Source organism: Azospirillum himalayense, from assembly GCF_042657465.1.
GTDB lineage: Bacteria > Pseudomonadota > Alphaproteobacteria > Azospirillales > Azospirillaceae > Azospirillum > Azospirillum himalayense.
This window is the reverse complement of record NZ_JBHSLC010000087.1, coordinates 199436-218143: the sequence shown is the minus strand read 5'-3', so window position 1 is coordinate 218143 and position 18708 is coordinate 199436. Positions and strand designations below refer to the sequence as shown.

The window sequence follows — 18708 nt, the reverse complement described above, 5'->3', positions numbered from 1 at the left end:
AGGCCGTCTTGCGGCAATCAGGCCGGAACGCCTGCATCCTTCAGCAGATCCGGCAGCAGATCGGCCAGCACGACGTCCGGACGGGCGCCGACATGGCTGATGATCTCCGCCGCGGCCAGCGCGCCGATGCGGCCGCACACCGCCGGGTCCATCCCGCGGGTGAAACCGTAGAGGAAGCCGGCGGCGTAGAGGTCGCCGGCCCCCGTGGTGTCGACCACGCGGGCGACCGGAGATGCGGGAACCTCGACCACCGCGCCGCCCGACACGATGACGGCGCCCTTCTCGCTGCGCGTCAGGGCGGCGGTCTTGCCGAGACGCTTCACCGCCTCCAGCGCGTCCTCGAAGCGGTCGGTCTTGTAGAGGGCGGTGATCTCATGCTCGTTGGCGAACAGGATGTCGACATGGCCCTCGACGAGGTCCAGGAACTCCGCGTGGTGGCGGTGGACGCAAAAGCTGTCGGACAGCGAGAGCGAGACCTTGCGCCCGGCGCCGTGGGCGGTGGACGCCGCCTTGCGGAAGGCCTCCTTGGCGCGCGGCGGGTCCCACAGATAGCCTTCCAGATAGGTGACCTGCGAGTTGGCGATCAGCGCCTCGTCGATGTCCTCCGGCCCCAGTTCCACGCAGGCGCCGAGGAAGGTGTTCATGGAACGCTGGGCGTCCGGCGTCACCAGGATCAGGCAGCGCGCCGTCGGGGCGCCGCCATGGCCGGCCGCCGTCTCGAAATGCACGCCGGCGGCGCGGATGTCGTGACGGAAGACCTGGCCGAGCTGGTCGCCGTGGACCTTGCCGATGTAGGCGCCTTTGCCGCCCAGCGAGGCGATGCCGGCCATGGTGTTGCCGGCGGAACCGCCCGACACCTCGATGCCCGGGCCCATGCGGCCGTACAGCTCCTCGGCGCGAGCGGCGTCGATCAGCGTCATCGCCCCTTTCTCGATGCCGTTGGCCGTGAGAAAGGCGTCGTCGGCATGGGCGATCACGTCGACGATGGCGTTGCCGATGCCGGTGACGTCGAATTCGGCCGTGGCCATGGGCGCTCCTTGAGCTGCTGGTGAAATGCGGTGTCTGGACCGCGAAGGAAAACCGGGCGCGAGTATAGCGGCCCGCCTTCACATCTCAAGCGCGGCGCAAGGCCCCCTGGAATGGAACGGCCCGCCGTCGTAGATAAGCGTCGCTTGGCCGCAACGGCCCCATCAAGAGAGAGTCCGGATGATCCGCGCCCTGCTTCTCGCCATCGGACAGCTTTCCGACCCGGCGTCCCGCCGCGTCGTGTGGATCGGCGTGCTGTCCGCCATCGCGGCCTTCGCCCTGTTGGCCGGGGCCGTGTGGTGGGCGCTGTTCCACACGGCGCTGACCGGCTACGCCTGGGTGGACGGGGTGCTGGACGTGCTGGGCGGGCTGGCCGTGCTGGTGCTGGCCTGGGTGCTGTTTCCCGCCACGGTCGGCATGGTGTCCAGCTTCTTCCTGGACGAGGTGGTGCAGGCGGTGGAGCGGCGCCACTATCCCCAGTTGCCGCCGCCCCGCCAGACCGGCCTTGGGGAAGAACTGCTGACCGCGCTGCGCTTTTTCGCCATCGTCCTGCTGGTCAATCTGTTCGCCCTGCCCCTGTATCTGATGGTGCCGGGGTTGAACCTGCTGATCTTCTACACCGCCAACGGCTATCTTCTCGGCCGCGAATACTTCGAGATGGTGGCAATCCGGCGGATGGGACGGAAGGAGGCGGGGTTTCTGCGGCGCTCCAATCCGTTGAAACCATTTTTGGCTGGCGCGGTAATTGCCTTTCTTTCGACAATTCCTTTCGTCAACCTGTTGGTGCCGGTGATCGCGAGCGCCTTCATGGTCCATGTCTACCATTCCATGACGGGGTCCATGACCGGCCTTTCCCGCCGGGAAGGGCCGTGACGGACCGCGGTGCGGCGCGACCCCGACCGTGCACCAAAGCCCACTTGCGGCCGGCCGGATGACCGTGTTACCCCGGCGGGGTGGTCTTCTGGCTGCTGTCGAGCGGGCCCGGTCATGCGACGACGCCTCCGATGACCCGACCTCGACGACCTGCCAACCTTCACGACCTGACTGACCTGGGGATCAACGTTCATGCTGTTCGGACGAAAGAATCCGCCCGTCGGTGCGCCGAAGACCCAAAGCGCCGACCCGGCCATCCCGGCCGCACCGCAGGCGGGCGCCGCCGAACCCGCGGCGGCGGTGTCGCCGCTCGCCTCCCTGAGCAACCCGTCCGCGACGACTCCGCCGGCCGGCCCCGCCCCGGCCGCCCGCACGCCGCAACCCGAGCCGATTTCCTCCAAGGGACCCGAGATGAACACGAGCACCCCGAAGCCGCCGGCCGGCGCCCCGATCCCCGGTTCGAGCTACAAGCCGACGGACATTCCGCGCCGCACCGTCGACCTGCCGGGTGCCACGCCGCGCCGTCCTGATGGGTACGGCGCCCCGGCCGCCACTCCCGCCGCGGCCCCCGCCCCGGTCGCTCCGGCGCCGGCCGCTCCGCTCGCCAGCGACCAGCGCCGGCTGATCGTCGGCCGCGACATCTCCCTGAACGGCGAGATCGGGTCCTGCGACGTGCTGGTCGTGGAAGGCACGGTGGAGGCCAAGCTGCGCGACGGCCGGTCCATCGAGATCGCCGAGACCGGCCTGTTCAAGGGCGCCGTGGAGATCGACGAGGCCGACATCGGCGGCCGCTTCGAGGGCGACATCATCGTGCGCGGCCGCCTGACCGTGCGCTCCACCGGCAAGATCAACGGCTCGATCAAGTACGGCGAGCTGGCGGTCGAGGCCGGCGCCCTGCTGAACGGCGAGATCGGCAAGTACACCCCGGCGGCCAAGCCGGCCGCGGCCCCCACCGCCCCGGCGGAAGCGGCCCCGGCACCGGCCGCGCTCGACCCCATCGTGGTGGACGGCTAAACGCCGTTAAACGCGGTTTCGCGATCAAGCCCGGCGGGGATCGACCCCTCGCCGGGCTTTTTCTTTTTCCAGGGGTTTCCAGCGTTTCACGGGAAACATCACACCTTGCCGCTCACACCACGGCGGCCGGCAGGACCTTGTCCTTGAAGCCGCACAGGTCGCTGACCGGGCAGACGAGGCAGTCGGGCTTGCGGGCCTTGCAGACGTAGCGGCCGTGCAGGATCAGCCAGTGATGGGCGTGCCGGCGGTAGGCCTTGGGAACCACCTTCAGCAGCTTGGCCTCCACCGCGTCGGGCGTCTTGCCGGGGGCGAGGCCGGTGCGGTTGCCGACGCGGAAGATGTGGGTGTCCACCGCGATGGTCTCCTCGCCGAAGGCGACGTTCAGCACCACGTTGGCGGTTTTGCGCCCGACTCCGGGCAGGGTTTCCAGCGCCTCGCGGTCGCGCGGCACCGCGCCGCCATACTGGGCGACCAGGATTTCCGACAGCCGGATGACGTTCTTGGCCTTGGTGTTGAACAGGCCGATGGTCTTGATGTGGCCGCGCAGCCGCTCCTCACCCAGATCGACCATCTGCTGCGGCGTGGTGACCACCTGGAACAGCGGGCCGGTGGCCTTGTTGACGCCGACATCGGTGGCCTGCGCCGACAGCACGACGGCGACCAGAAGGGTGTAGGGGTTGACGTATTCCAGTTCGCTCTTCGGCTCCGGGTTGGCGGCGCTGAGGCGGCGGAAGAATTCCTGAACGGCGGCGGGCTTCATGGCGCGCAGCATAGCGGGACCCTGGCCGTCCATGCAAACATGGCGAGTGGACAAACAGGCCGGCTGGAACCCGCACCCAAGCCACACCAGTTTGTGTGCATGACCATGGCCCGTCATAACCTGCCCCCGACTCCCCGCGTCTTCTTCGACGCGATTCTGCACCCGCACCGCAGTCTGGGTCGGCACGGGTTCCGTGTCCTGATGGGCGTGGTGATTCTCGTCAACCTGCTGATCGCCGGCATCTTCGCCGCCAACGGGGCGTGGCCGGTGGTGCCCTTCTGCGGGCTGGACGTGTTGATCCTCTGGCTCGCCTTCCGAGTCAACAACCGTGCCGCCCAACTGTACGAGCGGGTGCGCCTGACCGACACCGACCTGACCGTTCAGCGCGTCGCCTGGAACAAGCCGGAGCGGCGCTGGAGTTTTCAGCCCAACTGGCTGCGCGTCATTATGGACGACCCGCCCCGGCACGGCAGCCAAGTCACCCTCGCCTCGCACGGGCAATCGGTGACCGTCGGCGCCTTCCTGACGCCGGACGAGCGGGCGGACTTCGCCAAGGCGCTGCGCGGCGCGCTGACCCTGTGGCGCCGTGCCCCCTGCCATCCCGAACCGGTGCCCTGACCGCAAGGCGCGTTGCGCAAGAAACGGGTTGGTCGGCCCGCTCCGGCAGCGCATCCTGCGCCGGTCATGGACCCTGGGAGTGATCCGCCATGCCGTGCCTGAACCCCGCCGAAGACCCTATTGACGCGCGGCGTCACCGCGCCATCGCCACCGCCATCCGTCATCTCGTGGACCACTGGCAGGACCAGCCGGGACTCGACGAGCTGGCCGCGGTCGCCGGCATGAGCCCCTTCCATTTCCAGCGGCTGTTCACCCAATGGGCGGGGATCAGCCCGAAGCGGTTCCTGCAGTTCCTGACGCTGGACAACGCCAAGCGTCTGCTCGCCGCGAACCAGAGCGTGCTGGACGTGGCGCTGGACGTCGGGCTGTCCGGCCCGTCGCGGCTGCACGACCTGTTCGTCGCCTGCGAAGCGATGACACCGGGCGAGTACAAGGCGCTGGGCGGCGGGCTGACCATCCGCTGGGGCCTGCACCCCACCCCCTTCGGCCCGTCGCTGGTCGCCGCCACCGAGCGCGGCGTCTGCTGGCTGAGCTTCGCGGAGGAAGAGGACGGGCGCGACGCGCTGGCCGAGATGGCCGCCGCCTGGCCCGCCGCCCGTCTGGTCGAGGACGCCGACGCCACCCGCCCGGTCGCCGCCCGCGCCTTCCGCTGGGACGGTTCCGCAGGACGCGAGCCTCTACGCCTGCTGATGAAGGGCACCAATTTCCAGATCAAGGTGTGGGAGGCGCTGCTGCGCATCCCCTCGGGCGCCGTCGTGTCCTACGAGGACGTGGCCCGCGCCATCGGCCAGCCGACCGCCATGCGGGCGGTGGGAGCGGCGGTGGGGCGCAACCCGGTCTGCGTGCTGATCCCCTGCCACCGGGTGATCCAGAAGTCGGGGATCATCCACAACTACCGCTACGGCATCCCCCGCAAGCGCGCCCTGCTCGCCTGGGAGCAGGGGCACGCCATGCCGGAGGACGAGGCGGCCGCTTGAGGGGCGGCCTGACCGGTCAGAGACCCAGCACGTCCTTCATGCTGTAGAGGCCCGGCTGCTTGTCGTTGGCCCACAGCGCCGCGCGGACCGCGCCCTTGGCGTAGATCTGGCGGCCCGACGCCTTGTGGGTCAGCTCGACCCGCTCGCCCTCGGCGGCGAAGACCACCGTGTGGTCGCCGATCACGTCACCGCCGCGCAGCGTGGCGAAGCCGATCTCGCCGCGCGGGCGGACCCCGGTGTGGCCGTCGCGGACCTTCTGCCAGACATCCTCCAGCGCCACCCCGCGGCCCGCCGCCGCCGCCCGGCCGAGGCCGAGCGCGGTGCCCGAGGGTGCGTCCACCTTGTTGCGGTGGTGCATCTCCAGGATGTCGATGTCGTAGTCGTCGCCCAGCGCCCGGCCGACCTGCTCGACCAGCGCCAGCAGCAGGTTGACGCCCAGCGACATGTTCGGCGACTGGACGATCGGGGTGTGGGTGGCGGCCTGGGCGATGGCCTCCTGCTGGGCCGGGCCGATGCCGGTGGTGCCGATGACCAGCACCGTTTCCGACTGGGCGGCCAGCGCCGCGTGGCGGACGCTGGCGTCGGGGCTGGTGAAGTCGATGACCGCGTCGGCCTCGGCGAACAGCGCCGCCGCATCGTCGATGGCGACGACGCCCAGCGGCTCCAGGCCGGCGAGAGTGCCGATGTCCTTGCCGAGCGCGGGGCCGCCCACCCGCTCCGTGCCGCCGGCCAGCGTGCAGCCCGGCGTGGCGGCGATCTCGCGCACCAGCATCTGCCCCATGCGCCCCGCGCACCCGACGACCCCGATCTTCATGCCTGCCTCCCTGGGAGAATTCCGACACGGGTCTAGCACAGCCGGGGGCCGGGCTTAAGCGCCGAGACGCCTCAGGACCCCAGGCAATCCTTCAGCGAGGCGGCGATGTTGCGCATCAGCGCGGGGTAGAGGCCGGGTCCGTCCTTCAGGTCCGCCCCTTCGGGGTCGAGCACGCCCTTCTTCGCCGGGGTGCCCTCGACGATGGTGTTGACCAGGGCCGGTTCGAACTGCGGTTCGGCGAAGACGCAGGCGGCGCCGAGGCCGCCGATCTTGGCGCGGATCTCCGACAGCCGCTTGGCCGAGGGGCGGCGTTCCGGGTTGACGGTGATGGCGCCGACGCCGTTCAGGCCGTACTGCGCCTCGAAATACTGATAGGCGTCGTGGAAGACGACGAAGGGCTTGCCGGCCACCGGAGCCAGCGTTGCCTTCAGCTCCGCGTCGAGCGCGTCGATGGAGCGGGCGGTGCGCTCGGCGTTGGCGGTGTAGGCGGCGGCGTTGGCCGGGTCCTTGGCCGCCAGAGCCTCGGCGATCGCCGCCACCATGGCGCGGGCGTTGGCGGGGGAGAGCCAGATGTGGGTGTTCACCTCGTCATGCCCGTGATCGTCCTCATGGTCGTGCTTGTCGTCGTGCTTATGGTCGTGCCCGTGATCGTGCTTGTGCTCATGGCCATGGTCGTGGGCCTCCCAGGCGCCGCCTTCGCGGGCGTCGAGCAGGGTGACGCCCGGCGCCTCCAGCAGCGTGACGGAGGTGGCCTTCCTGGCGTTCGCCGTCACCGGCTTTTCGAGAAAGCCCTCCAGCTCCGGCCCGATCCAGAAGACGAGGTCGGCGACGGCCAGCGCCTTCGCGTCCGACGGCTTCATGGCGTAGGTGTGGGGGGACGCGGCACCACGCACGATCAGCGCCGGCTCCGCTACACCCTCCATCACCGCGGCGACCAGGGAATGGACCGGCTTGATCGAGGCGACGACCTTCGGCGCCTCGGCCAGCGCCGGGCTGGCGGTAAGGGCGGCAGCAAGGGCAAGGAGCGGCAGGGGACGCATCGCGGCACGCATGGGTGGGTTCCTCATCGTCTGACTGGACAGCCGGGTCTTTCCGGCGCATAGCTGTCTTCGTTTCCAGCAATGTCACGTTATAACATAACATGTCAATCCATCATGGGGCCCATCACGCGGCCCCCCACGCGGCGCGTTCGCCGATTCCGTCCCTGGCCCCTCCCCTGGTCGACACCAAGGGTCTGACGGTGCAGCTGGGCGGGCGGACGATCCTCGACCGCGTGGATTTGGAGGTGCGGCCCGGCGAGATCGTCACGCTGATCGGTCCCAACGGTGCGGGCAAGACGACGCTGGTGCGCGCCGTGCTGGGCCTCGTCCGCGCCTCCTCCGGGGTGGTGGAACGCCGCCGGGGTCTGCGCATCGGCTACATGCCGCAGCGCCTGACGGTCGACGCGACCCTGCCGCTGACCGTCCGCCGCTTCCTGGCGCTGTGGCGTCCGGTGACCGAGACCCGCATCACCGCGGCGCTGGAGGAGGCCGGCGTCTCCCATCTCGCCGCCAGCCCGGTCCAGACGGTGTCCGGCGGCGAGATGCAGCGGGTGCTGCTGGCCCGCGCCCTGCTGGGCGATCCCGAGCTTCTCGTGCTCGACGAGCCCGACCAGGCGGTGGACGTCCATGGGCAGGCCGAGCTGTTCGGGCGCATCGAGACGCTGCGCCGCACCCGCGGCTGCGGCGTGCTGCTGGTCAGCCACGACCTGCACACGGTGATGGCCCGCACCGACCGCGTGCTCTGCCTGAACGGCCATGTCTGCTGCCAGGGCGCGCCGGAGGACGTGCGGCGCCACCCGGAATACCGCGCCCTGTTCGGCGGCCACGCCGACGCGCTGGCCGTCTATGTCCACCACCACGACCACGCGCACGCCAGCGACGGCGCCGTGGTGCCCGGCCATGACGGGGACTGCTGCCATGGATGATTTCGTTCTGCGCGCGCTGGCCGCCGGCTGCGGCATCGCGCTGGTCGCCGGCCCGCTGGGGTCCTTCGTAGTGTGGCGGCGCATGGCCTATTTCGGCGACACGCTGGCCCATTCCGCCCTGCTGGGGGTCGCGCTGGGCTTCCTGCTGGGCGTCAACCCGCTGATCGGCGTGGTCGGCGTCTGCGTCGCGCTGGCGCTGGCGCTGGTCGGGCTGCAGCGGCGCCGCGCGCTGGCCACGGACACCGTGCTGGGCATCCTGTCGCATTCGTCGCTGTCGCTGGGCCTCGTCGCCATCGCCTTCCTGGAGACGCTGCGCGTCGATCTGGTCGCCTATCTGTTCGGCGATATCCTGAGCGTCACCACCGGCGATCTCGCCTGGATCTACACCGGCGGGGCGGCGGCGCTGGGCGGTCTTCTGCTGCTGTGGCGCCGGCTGCTGGCGGTGACGGTGGACGAGGATCTGGCACGGGTCGAGGGCATGCCGGTGGAGGCGCTGCGGCTGGCCTTCATGCTGCTGATCGCGCTGGTGATCGCGGCGGCGATGAAGATCGTCGGCATCCTGCTGATCACCTCGCTCCTCATCATTCCGGCGGCGGCGGCCCGGCGCTTCTCCCGCACGCCGGAGGCGATGGCCGCCCTGGCCTCGGTCTTCGGAATCGCCGCGGTGCTGGGCGGCCTGCTCTCCTCGCTGAACTGGGACCTGCCGGGCGGGCCGAGCATCGTGGTCGCCGCCGCCGCCCTCTTCCTGGCGAGCCTGATGGTGCCGGTAACGAACCGGTGAGCGTCAGACTTGCGTCAAGCGGGCGCGCGCCGTCGTCAACACCGAGCGCGTGATGTCGGCCAGGGTGCGGCTGGCGATGCGGCTGCGCTGCCAGAACAGCGGCACGTCGAGCGGCTGGTCCGGCACCAGCGCCACCAGCCGCCCGTCGCGCAGGGCGCCGGCGACCAGCGGCTCCGGATTCATGCCCCAGCCGAGTCCGGCCAGCGCCGCGTCGACGAAGGCGTGGGTGGAGGGCATCCAGTGCGTCGGCGAGGCGATCTCCACCCCGAAAGCCTGCCGGGTCCACTGCGTCTGCAGCCGGTCCTTGCTGTTGTAGGTCAGGCGCGGCGCGCGGGCCAAGGCCGCCGCCACCACCCCATCGGGGAAATACCGGCGCAGGAAGTCGGGGCTGGCCGTCGCCACGTAGCGCAAGGCCCCCAGCGGGGTGCTGTCGCAGCCCTGCACCGGCTGGGCGCTCGCCGTCACCGCCGCCAGCACCTCCCCCCGGCGCAGCCAGTCGGCGCTGTGCTCCTGGTCGTCGAGGACGAGGTCGAACAGCACGTCCGGCGTCCCGGCCATGGCGGCGACGAACCAGGTGGCGAGGCTGTCGGCGTTGACCGCCATGCGCACCGTCACCGCCGGCCCATCCTGCGGCAGGCCGGGAAGCCCGTCGCGCAACTCGCTTTCCAGCAGGGCCACCCGCTCCGCGTGCTGGCTCAGCCGCAGGCCGGCGGGGGTGCCGGTGCAGGGCGATCCGCGCACCACCAGGATCGTCCCCATCCGCTCCTCCAGCAGCTTCACCCGCTGCGACACGGCGGAGGGGGTGACGTGAAGCTGCGCCGCCGCCCGCTCGAAACTGCCGGTGCGGACGACCGCCGCCAGCGCAGCGAGCAGGGCGTAGTCCAGCATGGATTAGCGTTCCTTAATCAGGATAAGGGACTTTAGTTATTCTAATCCGGACGGCGATGGTAGGGGAACGGCCTCCGCCACCGATATCGCCAACGAATGGGGCCGCCATGCTCTCCGCCTTTCTTCCCGGCCTTCTGCTGGGTCTTAGCCTGATCGTCGCCATCGGCGCGCAGAACGCCTTCGTGCTGCGCCAGGGCCTGCGCGGGGAGCATGTGCTGGCCGTCTGCGCGACCTGCGCGGTGTCGGACGCCCTGCTGATCCTGGCCGGGGTCGGCGGTTTCGCCCAGGCCACCCAATGGCTGCCCTGGCTGGAGACGGCGACCCGCTACGCCGGGGCGGCCTTCCTGCTGGTCTACGGGCTGCGCAGCTTCCGCTCGGCCTGGCGGGCGGGCGGCGCGCTGGACCCGGCTTCGGCGGTCCCGGCGGGGCTCGGCGCGACGCTGGCGACCTGCCTGGCGCTGACCTGGCTGAACCCGCACGTCTATCTGGACACGGTGGTGCTGGTCGGGTCGGTGTCGACCCAGTTCGCCGAGGGCAAGAACGCCTTCGCGCTGGGGGCGATGACCGCGTCCCTCCTGTTCTTCTTCGCGCTGGGCTATGGGGCGCGCCTGCTGCGGCCTGTCTTCGCCCGGCCCGGCGCGTGGCGGGCGCTCGACACCGGCATCGGCGTCGTCATGTGCACGATTGCGGTGGGTCTGGTCGCCTGAGCGACGGGACGCCGATAGGGGACCGGCGCGGAGATCCCCCTTCCCCGCGCCGGTTGCCCGTCAGGACGCCTTCAGCGCCTGCAGGAAGGTCTCGACCTGATGCTTCAGGCTGTCGGACTGGCCCGAGAGGTCGGACGAGGAGCGGATGACGAGGGTGGAGGCCTGCGCGGTCTCGTTCGCCGCCACGCTGACCGCCTCAATGCTGCGGGCGATCTCGTCGGTGCCGCGGGCGGCCTGGGCGACGTTGTTGGAAATCTCCTGGGTCGCCGCCGCCTGCTCCTGCACGGCCGAGGCGATGGTGGTGGAGATCTCGTTGATCGACCGGATCGTCTCGCCGATGCCCTGGATGGCGCCGATCGTCTGGTTGGTCGCCGCCTGGATGCCGGCGATCTGGGCGGAGATGTCCTCGGTCGCCTTGGCCGTCTGGTTGGCGAGGCTCTTCACTTCGCTCGCCACCACGGCGAAACCCTTGCCCGCCTCGCCGGCCCGCGCCGCTTCGATGGTGGCGTTGAGCGCCAGAAGGTTGGTCTGGCCGGCGATGCCCTGGATCAGCTTCACCACGTCGCCGATGAGCTGCGCCGACTGGGCGAGGCTGTCGGCGGTGCCGCCGATCTGCTCGGTGCGCGCCACCGCCTCGCGGGCGATGGCGACCGACCGTTCGACCTGCTGGCCGATTTCCCCGATGGAGGCGGAGAGCTGCTCCGCCGCCGCGGCGACCGCCTGGACATTGGACGCCGCCTGGGCGGTGGCGCTGGCCGCCTCCGCGCTCTGGCGGGTCGACCGTTCCGACAGGGCGCCGAGCTGGCGCGACACGCCCTGCATGTCGGCCGAGCTGCCGGACACCGCCTGCACCACGCTCTTGACCTTGGCGTCGAAGTCGGCGGCGAGGGAGCCGGCACGCTGGCGCATCTCCTCCTCCTCCTGGACGTCGATCAGCGAGCCGCAGGCGCGCAACGCAACGCCGGCCGCGTTGCGCCGACAGCCGCCGATGGCGCGGAACCAGCGGTAGGAGCCGTCGCGCATCTTGACGCGGTAGCGCACGTTGAAGGGCGTGCGGCCGCTGGCGTCGGCCAGGAAGGCGCCGAAGGAGGCGAAGGTGCGGGCGCTGTCGTCCGGGTGCAGGCGGTCCGACCAGGAGGTCATCAGGTTCGGGAAGTCCTGCTCGCCCTCGAAGCCGAGCAGGCGGCGGAACTGCCCGGACCAGGTCCAGCGGCTCTGCGGATGCGCCGGGTCGCCGTTGTGGAACACCGCGTCCCACAGGCCGACGCCGGCGTGGTTGCCGTAGAGGTCGAGCGCTTCGGTCAGCTCGGCCAGTTCAGCGCCGCGCCCGTTGCCGTCCTTGGACCCACCCCGGAAAAATCCCATCAGACTCATCGACTTGCCCCCTCCCCTCACACGATAATCGCTACAACTTCCAGACGATCCCCATGACCGGATTGATCGGCCGGTCTGTTTTCGTATACGGATGATATGTGAATTTAGATTTCATTTTGGTAAAAACGTTTTCCATCTTTTTGAAACAGAAAGCATGCCAACCCCATTGTTTGTTTCGCTTTCTGTATGTTCGACTTTTTTACTTTTGGTTGTGCAAGACCCTTCGACCAGCGGCGCACCGCGACCGGACGCCGCCGGTCCGGCCCGTTGCCATCCCCAACAGGACGACCTACAGTCGCCAGCGTGAGGGGATAAGCACACAAGAAGAACAGGACACCATGGCCGACACCCGCCCCGCCCCCCGAGTGGGGCTGTTCGTCACCTGCCTCGTCGATGTCTACCGCCCGACGGTCGGCTTCGCCGCGGTGAAGCTGCTGGAGGACGCCGGCTGCACGGTCGAGGTTCCAGCCTCGCAGACCTGCTGCGGCCAACCCGCTTTCAACGCCGGCGACCGCGCCACCGCCCGCGACCTCGCCCGCAGCACCATCGCCGCCTTCGAGGGGTTCGACCATGTGGTCGTCCCCTCCGGCTCCTGCGCCGGGCAGATCCGCAAGCATTACCCGGAGCTGCTGGCCGACGACCCGGCCTGGGCGGCGCGGGCGCAGCATCTGTCGGCGCGCACCTATGAGCTGGTGTCCTTCCTGACCGACGTGCTGGGGGTGACGGACACCGGCGCGCGCTACGACGGCACGATCACCTACCACGACAGCTGCTCCGGCCTGCGCGAGCTGGGCGTCAAGGAGCAGCCGCGCCGCCTGCTGGCCAAGGTCGAGGGGCTGACGCTGAACGAGCTTCCGGGGGCGGAGGTCTGCTGCGGCTTCGGCGGCACCTTCTGCGTCAAGTACCCGGACATCTCCAACCGCATGGTCGAGGCCAAGACCGCGGACATCGCGGGCACCAAGGCCGACACGCTGCTGGCCGGCGACATGGGCTGCCTGCTGAACATGGCCGGCAAGCTGAAGCGCGAGGGTTCCGCCGTCCGCGTCCGCCACGTCGCGGAGGTGCTGGCCGGCGTCACCGACACCCCTCCCATCGGCGAGCCCATAAAAAGCGGGAGGGCATAAACCCATGCAGCCGACCACCCACGCCTTCCCCGAGAACGCCCGCAAGGCGTTGAGCGACGAGCGGCTTCAGAAGGTCCTGGCCATCGCGCCGGCCGGTTTCGTCAACCGCCGCAAGCAGGCCGCCGACCGGCTGCCGGAATTCGAGGCGCTCCGCGACCAGGGCCGCGACCTGAAGAACCACGTCCTGGCCAACCTCGACACCTATCTGGAGGCCTTCGAGGGCAAGGTCACCGAGCAGGGCGGCCATGTGCACTGGTGCCGCACCGACCAGGAGGCGCGCGACGCCATCCTGGGCATCTGCCGCAAGGTCGGGGCGAAGACCGTCACCAAGGGCAAGTCGATGATTTCCGAGGAGATCGGGATCAACGACTACCTTGAGGCCAACGGCCTGACCCCCATCGAGACGGATCTGGGCGAATACATCATCCAGCTCCGCCGCGAGCCGCCCAGCCACATCATCGCCCCGGCCTTCCACCTGTCCAAGGCGGACGTGGAAGGCACCTTCCGCCAGGCCCACACCGACCTGCCGGCGGACCGCGTCTTGGACGAGCCCAAGGTGCTGATCGCCGAGGCGCGGCAGGTGCTGCGCCGCAAGTTCCAGCAGGCCGACGTCGGCATCACCGGCGCCAACATCATGGTGGCGGAGACCGGCTCCACCGTCATCGTCACCAACGAGGGCAACGGCGACCTGACCCAGATCCTGCCGCGCGTCCATGTGGTGATCGCCACCATCGACAAGGTGGTGCCGACGCTGGAGGACGCCGCTCTGGTGCTGCGCCTGCTGGCGCGCTCCGCGACGGGCCAAGAGGCGTCGGCCTACACCACCTTCTCCACCGGGCCGCGCCGCCCCGGCGACCTCGACGGGCCGGAGGAGTTCCACGTCGTGTTGCTCGACAACGGGCGGTCGGCGCTGCTGGGGACCGAGTTCCAGGACGTGCTGCGCTGCATCCGCTGCGGCGCCTGCATGAACCATTGCCCGGTCTACGGGTCTGTCGGCGGCCACGCCTACGGCTGGGTCTATCCGGGGCCGATCGGGTCGGTGATGCAGCCGGCGCTCCTGGGGGTGAAGGAGGCCGGGCACCTGCCCAACGCCTCCACCTTCTGCGGGCGGTGCGAGGCGGTCTGCCCGATGCGCATTCCCCTGCCCAAGATGATGCGCCACTGGCGGGAGAAGGAGTTCGAACAGAACCTCCAGCCCGCCGCCATGCGCCGGGGGCTTGCCCTGTGGGGCTGGTTCGCCCGGCGCCCGGCGCTGTACCACGCCGCCACCAAGATGGCAGCGCGGGCGCTGGGGATGCTGGGCCGCGGCAAGGGACGCTTCGCCCGCCTGCCTCTGGCCCAGGGCTGGACCCAGCACCGCGACATGCCGGCGCCGGAGGGCAAGACCTTCCAGCAGATGTGGGCCGAGAAGAAAGCGGCCGAAAAGAAGGGGACGCGCTGACCATGGCCGACACCAGCTCCGCCCGCGCCCAGATCCTGGGCGGCATCCGCAAGGCGCTGAACTCCGCCGAGGGGTCCGAGGAGGCGCGCCAGAGGCTCGCCACCCACCCGCGCAACCTGATCCCGGCCCGCGCCCGGTTGCCCCACGACCAGCAGGTCGAACTGTTCGCCGCCATGGCGACGGAGGTGTCCGCCACCGTCGAACTTCTGGGCGGGATGGCCGAGGTGCCGGGGGCGGTGGCCGACTATCTGGCCGGGCTGAACCTGCCCGCCGAGGTCCGCGTCGCCCCGGACGACGCCCTGGACCCCATCCCTTGGGACCAACGCCCGACCCTGACCGTGACCAAGGGGCGGGCCCGCGACAGCGACGGCGCGTCGCTGACCGGCGCCTTCGCCGGGGTGGCGGAAACCGGCACGCTGATGCTGCTGTCCGGGGCGGAGCGGCCGACCACGCTGAACTTCCTGCCCGACACCCACATCGTCGTGCTGAAGCGCGGCCAGATCGTCGGCACCATGGAGGACGCCTGGGACCGCCTGCGCGCCGCCGGGGAGACGGGAGGCGGAAACGGCGCCCTGCCCCGCACCGTCAACTTCATCACCGGGCCGTCGCGGACCGGCGACATCGAGATGCGGATCGAGCTGGGCGCCCACGGGCCGCGGCGCCTTCACATTCTGCTGGTGGAGGATTGACACGGCTGAGCGTTCAAGGGTTTATCGCTGAGCAACCCGCGCCGGAACCCGTGTTTCACCGTGCTTGATCCGCCCCGCCCTTCGACCCGCGCGCCCGGACGGGCCGCGCCGAGGTCCCCGTCATGAGCCGCCGCCGCTCGGTCTCCACCGAGGAGCGGCGGCTGTGGCGGATCGCCATGCGCGACGCGGAACCGATGCCGGGCCGGACCATCGAGGACCCCGATCCTCCCGCCGCACCGGCGGGCGAGCCGGAACCGGTCGCCACCACCGCCTCCCCACCCCCCACCCTGCCGCCGCGCGGCGGCGTGCCGAAGGGCGGACGCCCGTCGCAGCCGCCGCTGAAAGTCGGCAACCTCGACAACATCGACCGCCGCACCGCCGACCGCTTCTCGCGCGGCGAGATGGAGATCGACGGGCGCATCGACCTGCACGGGATGAGCCAGGCGCAGGCCCACGGCGCGCTGTCCGGCTTCGTCCACCGCGCTTGGCACGAGGGGCGGCGCTGCGTGCTGGTCATCACCGGCAAGGGCACCTACACCGGCGGGGCCGGCGTGCTGCGCCAGTCGGTGCCGCGCTGGCTGGCCGACGCCGCCCTGCGCCCGATGGTGCTGGCGGTGCGCCCGGCGCAGCCCCGGCACGGCGGCGACGGGGCGCTGTACGTCCTCGTCAAGCGGCGGCGCGACCATCATCGGTAGGACGGGGCCGCCATGACACCCTTCGGCGAACGGGTCCGCGCCCTGCGCGAGGGCAAGAGCGTGACGCTCAAGCAGATGGCGGCGGACCTGCACATCTCCTCGGCCTATCTGTCGGCGCTGGAGCATGGCAAGCGGGGCCAGCCCTCCGCCCAGCTCGTCCGGCAGATCTGCGCCTATTTCGGCATCATCTGGGACGAGGCGGAGGAGCTGGAGCGGCTGGCCGACCTGTCGCACCCGCGGGTGACGGTGGACACAGCCGGGCTCAACCCAAAGGCGACCGAGCTGGCGAACCGGCTGGCCGAACGCATCCACGACCTGGACGACGGAACGCTGGACCGGCTGCTCCTTCTGCTGGACGAGGCGCCGGCCCGCGGCGGCGCGGCGGTGCGGCGGCGGGCGGCTCCACGGCGGCGGTAGAACCGTCCGCGGGAGCGTCGCAACGCCCTGAATTGCCTTGTGGGTTAATCGGTCGCACCTTCGGCATAGGCAACCGGACGTTTCGCGTTCGCTTTCACCGCACCGAATCCCTTACCATCCACTCCGGGTTGCCCCGAAGCCAGGCTTGACCAGACGGGATTATCATATGACCGCCGAGGTCGGGTCCGTGATGCCCCAGCATGGCGTGACGGACGCCCTGTTCCGCACCATCTTCGACAGCGCGTCGGTCGGCATGGTCGTGGCCGCACCGGACGGGCGCATTCTGGCCGCCAACCCCACCTTCGCCCGCAACCTGGGATACAGCCCGCAGGACATGGCCGGCCGGCATCTGGCCGACGTCACCCATCCGGAGGACTGGGCCTGGGAAAGCCTGCGCTTCGGCCGGGTGATGCGGGGCGAAGCGGCGCCGGCCCCCTTCGAGAAGCGGTTCCTGCGCGCCGACGGCGGGGTGATGCGTGCCGCCATGCGCCCGTCCTGCCTGCACGGCCCCGACGGGCGGGTGCGCGCTCTCGCCGCGGTGATCGAGGATGTGACGACCGCCCGCGCCGCCGACGAGGAACTCCAGCGCAGCGAGGCGCGCAATCGCGCCATTGTGGAACAGGCGGTCGAAACCATCCTGACCGTGGACGCCCGCGGCGTCATCCTGGCCGCCAACCAGGCGGCGGAACTGCTCCTCGGCTACAGCCCGGACGAGCTGACCGGCCGGCACATCGCCGTCCTGATGCCGCCGGAGGAGGCGGCGCAGCACGGCGCCTACATGCGCCGTTACAAGGAAACCGGGGTGCGGCAGGTCATCGGCGTCGGGCGGGAGGTGACGGCGATCCGGCGGGACGGCACCGCCATGGTGGTCTGGCTGTCGCTGTCGGAGATCGACCTGCCGGGTTTCCACGTCTTCGTCGCGATGCTGCGCGACCTCAGCGCCTTCAAGGCCGCAGAGCAGGCGCTGATCGAGGCCAAGGAGGCCGCAGAGCTGGCGAACCGCGCCAAGACCGCCTTCCTCGCCAACATGAGCCACGAGCTGCGCACGCCACTGAACGGCATCCTGGGGTTCGCCGACGTGATCCACCAGCAGATGCTGGGGTCGCTGGAAAACCCCATGTACGTCAACTTCGCGGCGGAGATCAAACGGTCGGGCGAGCTGCTGCTCGCCAACATCAACGACCTGCTGGAGATGGCCACCATCGAGGCCGGCCAGGTCGGCCTGGAGGAGGCGCTCTGCGACTTCCGCGACGTGGTGGTGTCCTGCGTCCGTCTGGTCGCCAAGCGGGCGGAGCGCGGCAAGCTGCACGTCGAGGCCGACATCGCCAGCGAGCTGCCGCCCCTGCTGGCCGACCCGCGGGCGCTGAAGCAGGTGCTGCTGCATCTCCTTTCCAACGCCATCAAGTTCACGCCGGAAGGCGGGCGCATCGGCGTGTCGGCCCGCGTCGATTCCGCGGGCGCCCTGGTGGCCGAGGTGTTCGACAGCGGCGTCGGCATCCCGGAAGACCGCTTGGAAACCGTTTTCCAACCCTTCTTCCAGGGCGATTCCTCGCTGGCCCGCCGGTTCGAGGGGATCGGTCTCGGCCTGTCCATCGCCAAGTCGCTGGTGGAGCGGCACGGCGGCCGGCTGGAGATCCGCTCGCTGGAGGGCGCCGGCACCTCGGTGGTCATCCATCTGCCGAAGGACCGCTTCCTGACGGACTGGTGAGCGGACGCGCCTAGCCCGCCCGCGAATGGGCGGCCGCCGCCGCAACCTGCGCGTCGGTCGGGCGTACCCCGGTGTAGAGCACGAACTGCTCCAGCGCCTGCAACGCGATGACCTCCGCCCCGGTGATGACCGGCTTGCCGGCGGCGCGCGCAGCGCGGATCAGCGGCGTTTCCGCCGGCATCGCCACCACGTCGAACACCCAGGCGGCGGCCCCGATCAGCGCCGGGTCGAAGGCCAGCGCCGCCGCATCCGGACCGTTGGCCATGCCGAGCGGCGTCACGTTGACCAGCAGGCCCGGCTTGAGGTCGGTGGTGTCGGCCTGCCAGCGCAGGCCGTATTCCTCGGCCAGCCGGCGGCCTGTCTCCGCGTTGCGGGCGACCACCGTGCCGTCGGCGAAGCCGGCGTCGCGCAGCGCGCACAGCACCGCCCGCGCCATGCCGCCGCTGCCGCGCAACGCGAAGGACAGGTCCCGCGGCACGGCGTGGCTGTCGACCAGGGAACGCACCGCCCGGTAGTCGGTGTTGTGGCCGGTCAGCCGCCCGCCGTCGTTGACGATGGTGTTGACCGATTGCAGCCCCGCCGCCGACGGGTCCAGCGCGTCGAGGAAGGGGATGCAGGCTTCCTTGAAGGGCATGGACACGCCGCAACCGCGGATGCCCAGCGCCCGGACGCCGGTAATGGCGCCGGGCAGGTCGTCGGTCGTGAAGGCCTTGTAGAGGAAATTCAGGCCGAGCGCTTCGTACAGATGGTTGTGGAAGCGCGTCCCGATGTTGCTGGGGCGCCCCGACAAGGAGATGCAGAGGCGCGTGTCCTTGTCGACGGCGTGCGACATGGAT

General features: G+C 70.4%; 20 protein-coding genes. 13 read left to right on the top strand and 7 right to left on the bottom strand.

Features of this window, described 5'->3' with window-relative positions; genetic code table 11:
- Positions 1–17: 17 nt before the first annotated feature.
- Positions 18–1028 carry an adenosine kinase gene (locus ACFPMG_RS26110; RefSeq protein WP_376998159.1) on the bottom strand — a complete coding sequence of 337 codons (1011 nt, stop codon included), beginning with the start codon at positions 1026–1028 and terminating at the stop codon, positions 18–20.
- A gap of 178 nt (positions 1029–1206) precedes the next feature.
- Between ACFPMG_RS26110 and ACFPMG_RS26105 the strand changes: the two genes are divergently transcribed.
- Positions 1207–1899 carry an EI24 domain-containing protein gene (locus tag ACFPMG_RS26105; RefSeq protein ID WP_376998158.1) on the top strand — a complete coding sequence of 231 codons (693 nt, stop codon included), beginning with the start codon at positions 1207–1209 and terminating at the stop codon, positions 1897–1899.
- A gap of 192 nt (positions 1900–2091) precedes the next feature.
- The gene (locus ACFPMG_RS26100) at positions 2092–2913 is read left to right on the top strand and encodes a bactofilin family protein (RefSeq protein WP_376998157.1); all 822 of its coding nucleotides are present in this window, start codon (positions 2092–2094) and stop codon (positions 2911–2913) included.
- Positions 2914–3025: 112 nt separating this feature from the next.
- Here the strand turns inward: ACFPMG_RS26100 and nth are convergent, their stop codons facing one another.
- Positions 3026–3685, bottom strand: coding sequence for an endonuclease III (nth, locus tag ACFPMG_RS26095; RefSeq protein ID WP_376998156.1), 660 nt, complete (start codon positions 3683–3685; stop codon positions 3026–3028).
- 93 nt (positions 3686–3778) lie between these two features.
- Between nth and ACFPMG_RS26090 the strand changes: the two genes are divergently transcribed.
- Both ACFPMG_RS26090 and ACFPMG_RS26085 read left to right on the top strand, forming a co-directional pair.
- Positions 3779–4291 (top strand): DUF2244 domain-containing protein, encoded by a 513-nt coding sequence (locus tag ACFPMG_RS26090; protein ID WP_376998155.1) that lies wholly within the window; start codon positions 3779–3781, stop codon positions 4289–4291.
- A gap of 89 nt (positions 4292–4380) precedes the next feature.
- Positions 4381–5268 carry a methylated-DNA--[protein]-cysteine S-methyltransferase gene (locus tag ACFPMG_RS26085; RefSeq protein WP_376998154.1) on the top strand — a complete coding sequence of 296 codons (888 nt, stop codon included), beginning with the start codon at positions 4381–4383 and terminating at the stop codon, positions 5266–5268.
- A 16-nt stretch (positions 5269–5284) separates the two neighbouring features.
- Here the strand turns inward: ACFPMG_RS26085 and dapB are convergent, their stop codons facing one another.
- On the bottom strand, positions 5285–6082 hold the full coding sequence (dapB, locus tag ACFPMG_RS26080) for a 4-hydroxy-tetrahydrodipicolinate reductase (RefSeq protein WP_376998152.1): 798 nt from the start codon (positions 6080–6082) through the stop codon (positions 5285–5287).
- 71 nt (positions 6083–6153) lie between these two features.
- Complete coding sequence (gene znuA / locus ACFPMG_RS26075; RefSeq protein WP_376998150.1) at positions 6154–7134, bottom strand: zinc ABC transporter substrate-binding protein ZnuA; 981 nt, start codon at positions 7132–7134, stop codon at positions 6154–6156.
- An 89-nt stretch (positions 7135–7223) separates the two neighbouring features.
- On the opposite strand from znuA, the gene znuC reads away from it, so the two are divergent.
- Complete coding sequence (gene znuC / locus ACFPMG_RS26070) at positions 7224–8048, top strand: zinc ABC transporter ATP-binding protein ZnuC (RefSeq protein ID WP_465252038.1); 825 nt, start codon at positions 7224–7226, stop codon at positions 8046–8048.
- On the top strand, positions 8041–8829 hold the full coding sequence (znuB, locus tag ACFPMG_RS26065) for a zinc ABC transporter permease subunit ZnuB (protein WP_376998149.1): 789 nt from the start codon (positions 8041–8043) through the stop codon (positions 8827–8829). Before znuC ends, znuB begins: the two co-directional genes overlap by 8 nt.
- 3 nt (positions 8830–8832) lie before the next feature.
- Here the strand turns inward: znuB and ACFPMG_RS26060 are convergent, their stop codons facing one another.
- The gene (locus tag ACFPMG_RS26060) at positions 8833–9717 is read right to left on the bottom strand and encodes a LysR family transcriptional regulator ArgP (RefSeq protein ID WP_376998147.1); all 885 of its coding nucleotides are present in this window, start codon (positions 9715–9717) and stop codon (positions 8833–8835) included.
- 107 nt (positions 9718–9824) lie between these two features.
- Between ACFPMG_RS26060 and ACFPMG_RS26055 the strand changes: the two genes are divergently transcribed.
- Positions 9825–10424: a LysE/ArgO family amino acid transporter gene (locus tag ACFPMG_RS26055; protein WP_376998145.1), complete on the top strand. Its 600-nt coding sequence runs from the start codon at positions 9825–9827 to the stop codon at positions 10422–10424.
- A gap of 60 nt (positions 10425–10484) precedes the next feature.
- Here the strand turns inward: ACFPMG_RS26055 and ACFPMG_RS26050 are convergent, their stop codons facing one another.
- The gene (locus tag ACFPMG_RS26050; RefSeq protein WP_376998144.1) at positions 10485–11798 is read right to left on the bottom strand and encodes a methyl-accepting chemotaxis protein; all 1314 of its coding nucleotides are present in this window, start codon (positions 11796–11798) and stop codon (positions 10485–10487) included.
- A 338-nt stretch (positions 11799–12136) separates the two neighbouring features.
- Here ACFPMG_RS26050 and ACFPMG_RS26045 point away from each other — a divergent pair, with 338 nt between their 5' ends.
- From ACFPMG_RS26045 to ACFPMG_RS26020, 6 genes are all read left to right on the top strand, one after another.
- Positions 12137–12922 carry a (Fe-S)-binding protein gene (locus tag ACFPMG_RS26045; protein WP_376998142.1) on the top strand — a complete coding sequence of 262 codons (786 nt, stop codon included), beginning with the start codon at positions 12137–12139 and terminating at the stop codon, positions 12920–12922.
- 4 nt (positions 12923–12926) lie between these two features.
- Entirely contained in the window at positions 12927–14363 is a 1437-nt protein-coding gene (locus ACFPMG_RS26040; RefSeq protein ID WP_376998141.1) for a LutB/LldF family L-lactate oxidation iron-sulfur protein, read from the top strand.
- A gap of 2 nt (positions 14364–14365) precedes the next feature.
- The gene (locus ACFPMG_RS26035) at positions 14366–15052 is read left to right on the top strand and encodes a LutC/YkgG family protein (RefSeq protein ID WP_376998139.1); all 687 of its coding nucleotides are present in this window, start codon (positions 14366–14368) and stop codon (positions 15050–15052) included.
- Positions 15053–15174: 122 nt separating this feature from the next.
- Positions 15175–15747, top strand: a complete 573-nt coding sequence (locus ACFPMG_RS26030) for a Smr/MutS family protein (RefSeq protein ID WP_137139604.1) — start codon at positions 15175–15177, stop codon at positions 15745–15747.
- Between the two features lie 12 nt (positions 15748–15759).
- Complete coding sequence (locus ACFPMG_RS26025) at positions 15760–16164, top strand: helix-turn-helix domain-containing protein (RefSeq protein WP_137103761.1); 405 nt, start codon at positions 15760–15762, stop codon at positions 16162–16164.
- Between the two features lie 166 nt (positions 16165–16330).
- A complete protein-coding gene (locus ACFPMG_RS26020) occupies positions 16331–17872 on the top strand; it encodes a PAS domain S-box protein (RefSeq protein WP_376998138.1) in 1542 nt (513 codons plus the stop codon).
- Positions 17873–17882: 10 nt separating this feature from the next.
- On the opposite strand, the gene ACFPMG_RS26015 is transcribed toward ACFPMG_RS26020, so the two are convergent.
- On the bottom strand, positions 17883–18704 hold the full coding sequence (locus ACFPMG_RS26015; protein ID WP_376998137.1) for a shikimate 5-dehydrogenase: 822 nt from the start codon (positions 18702–18704) through the stop codon (positions 17883–17885).
- Between the last annotated feature and the right edge of the window lie 4 nt (positions 18705–18708).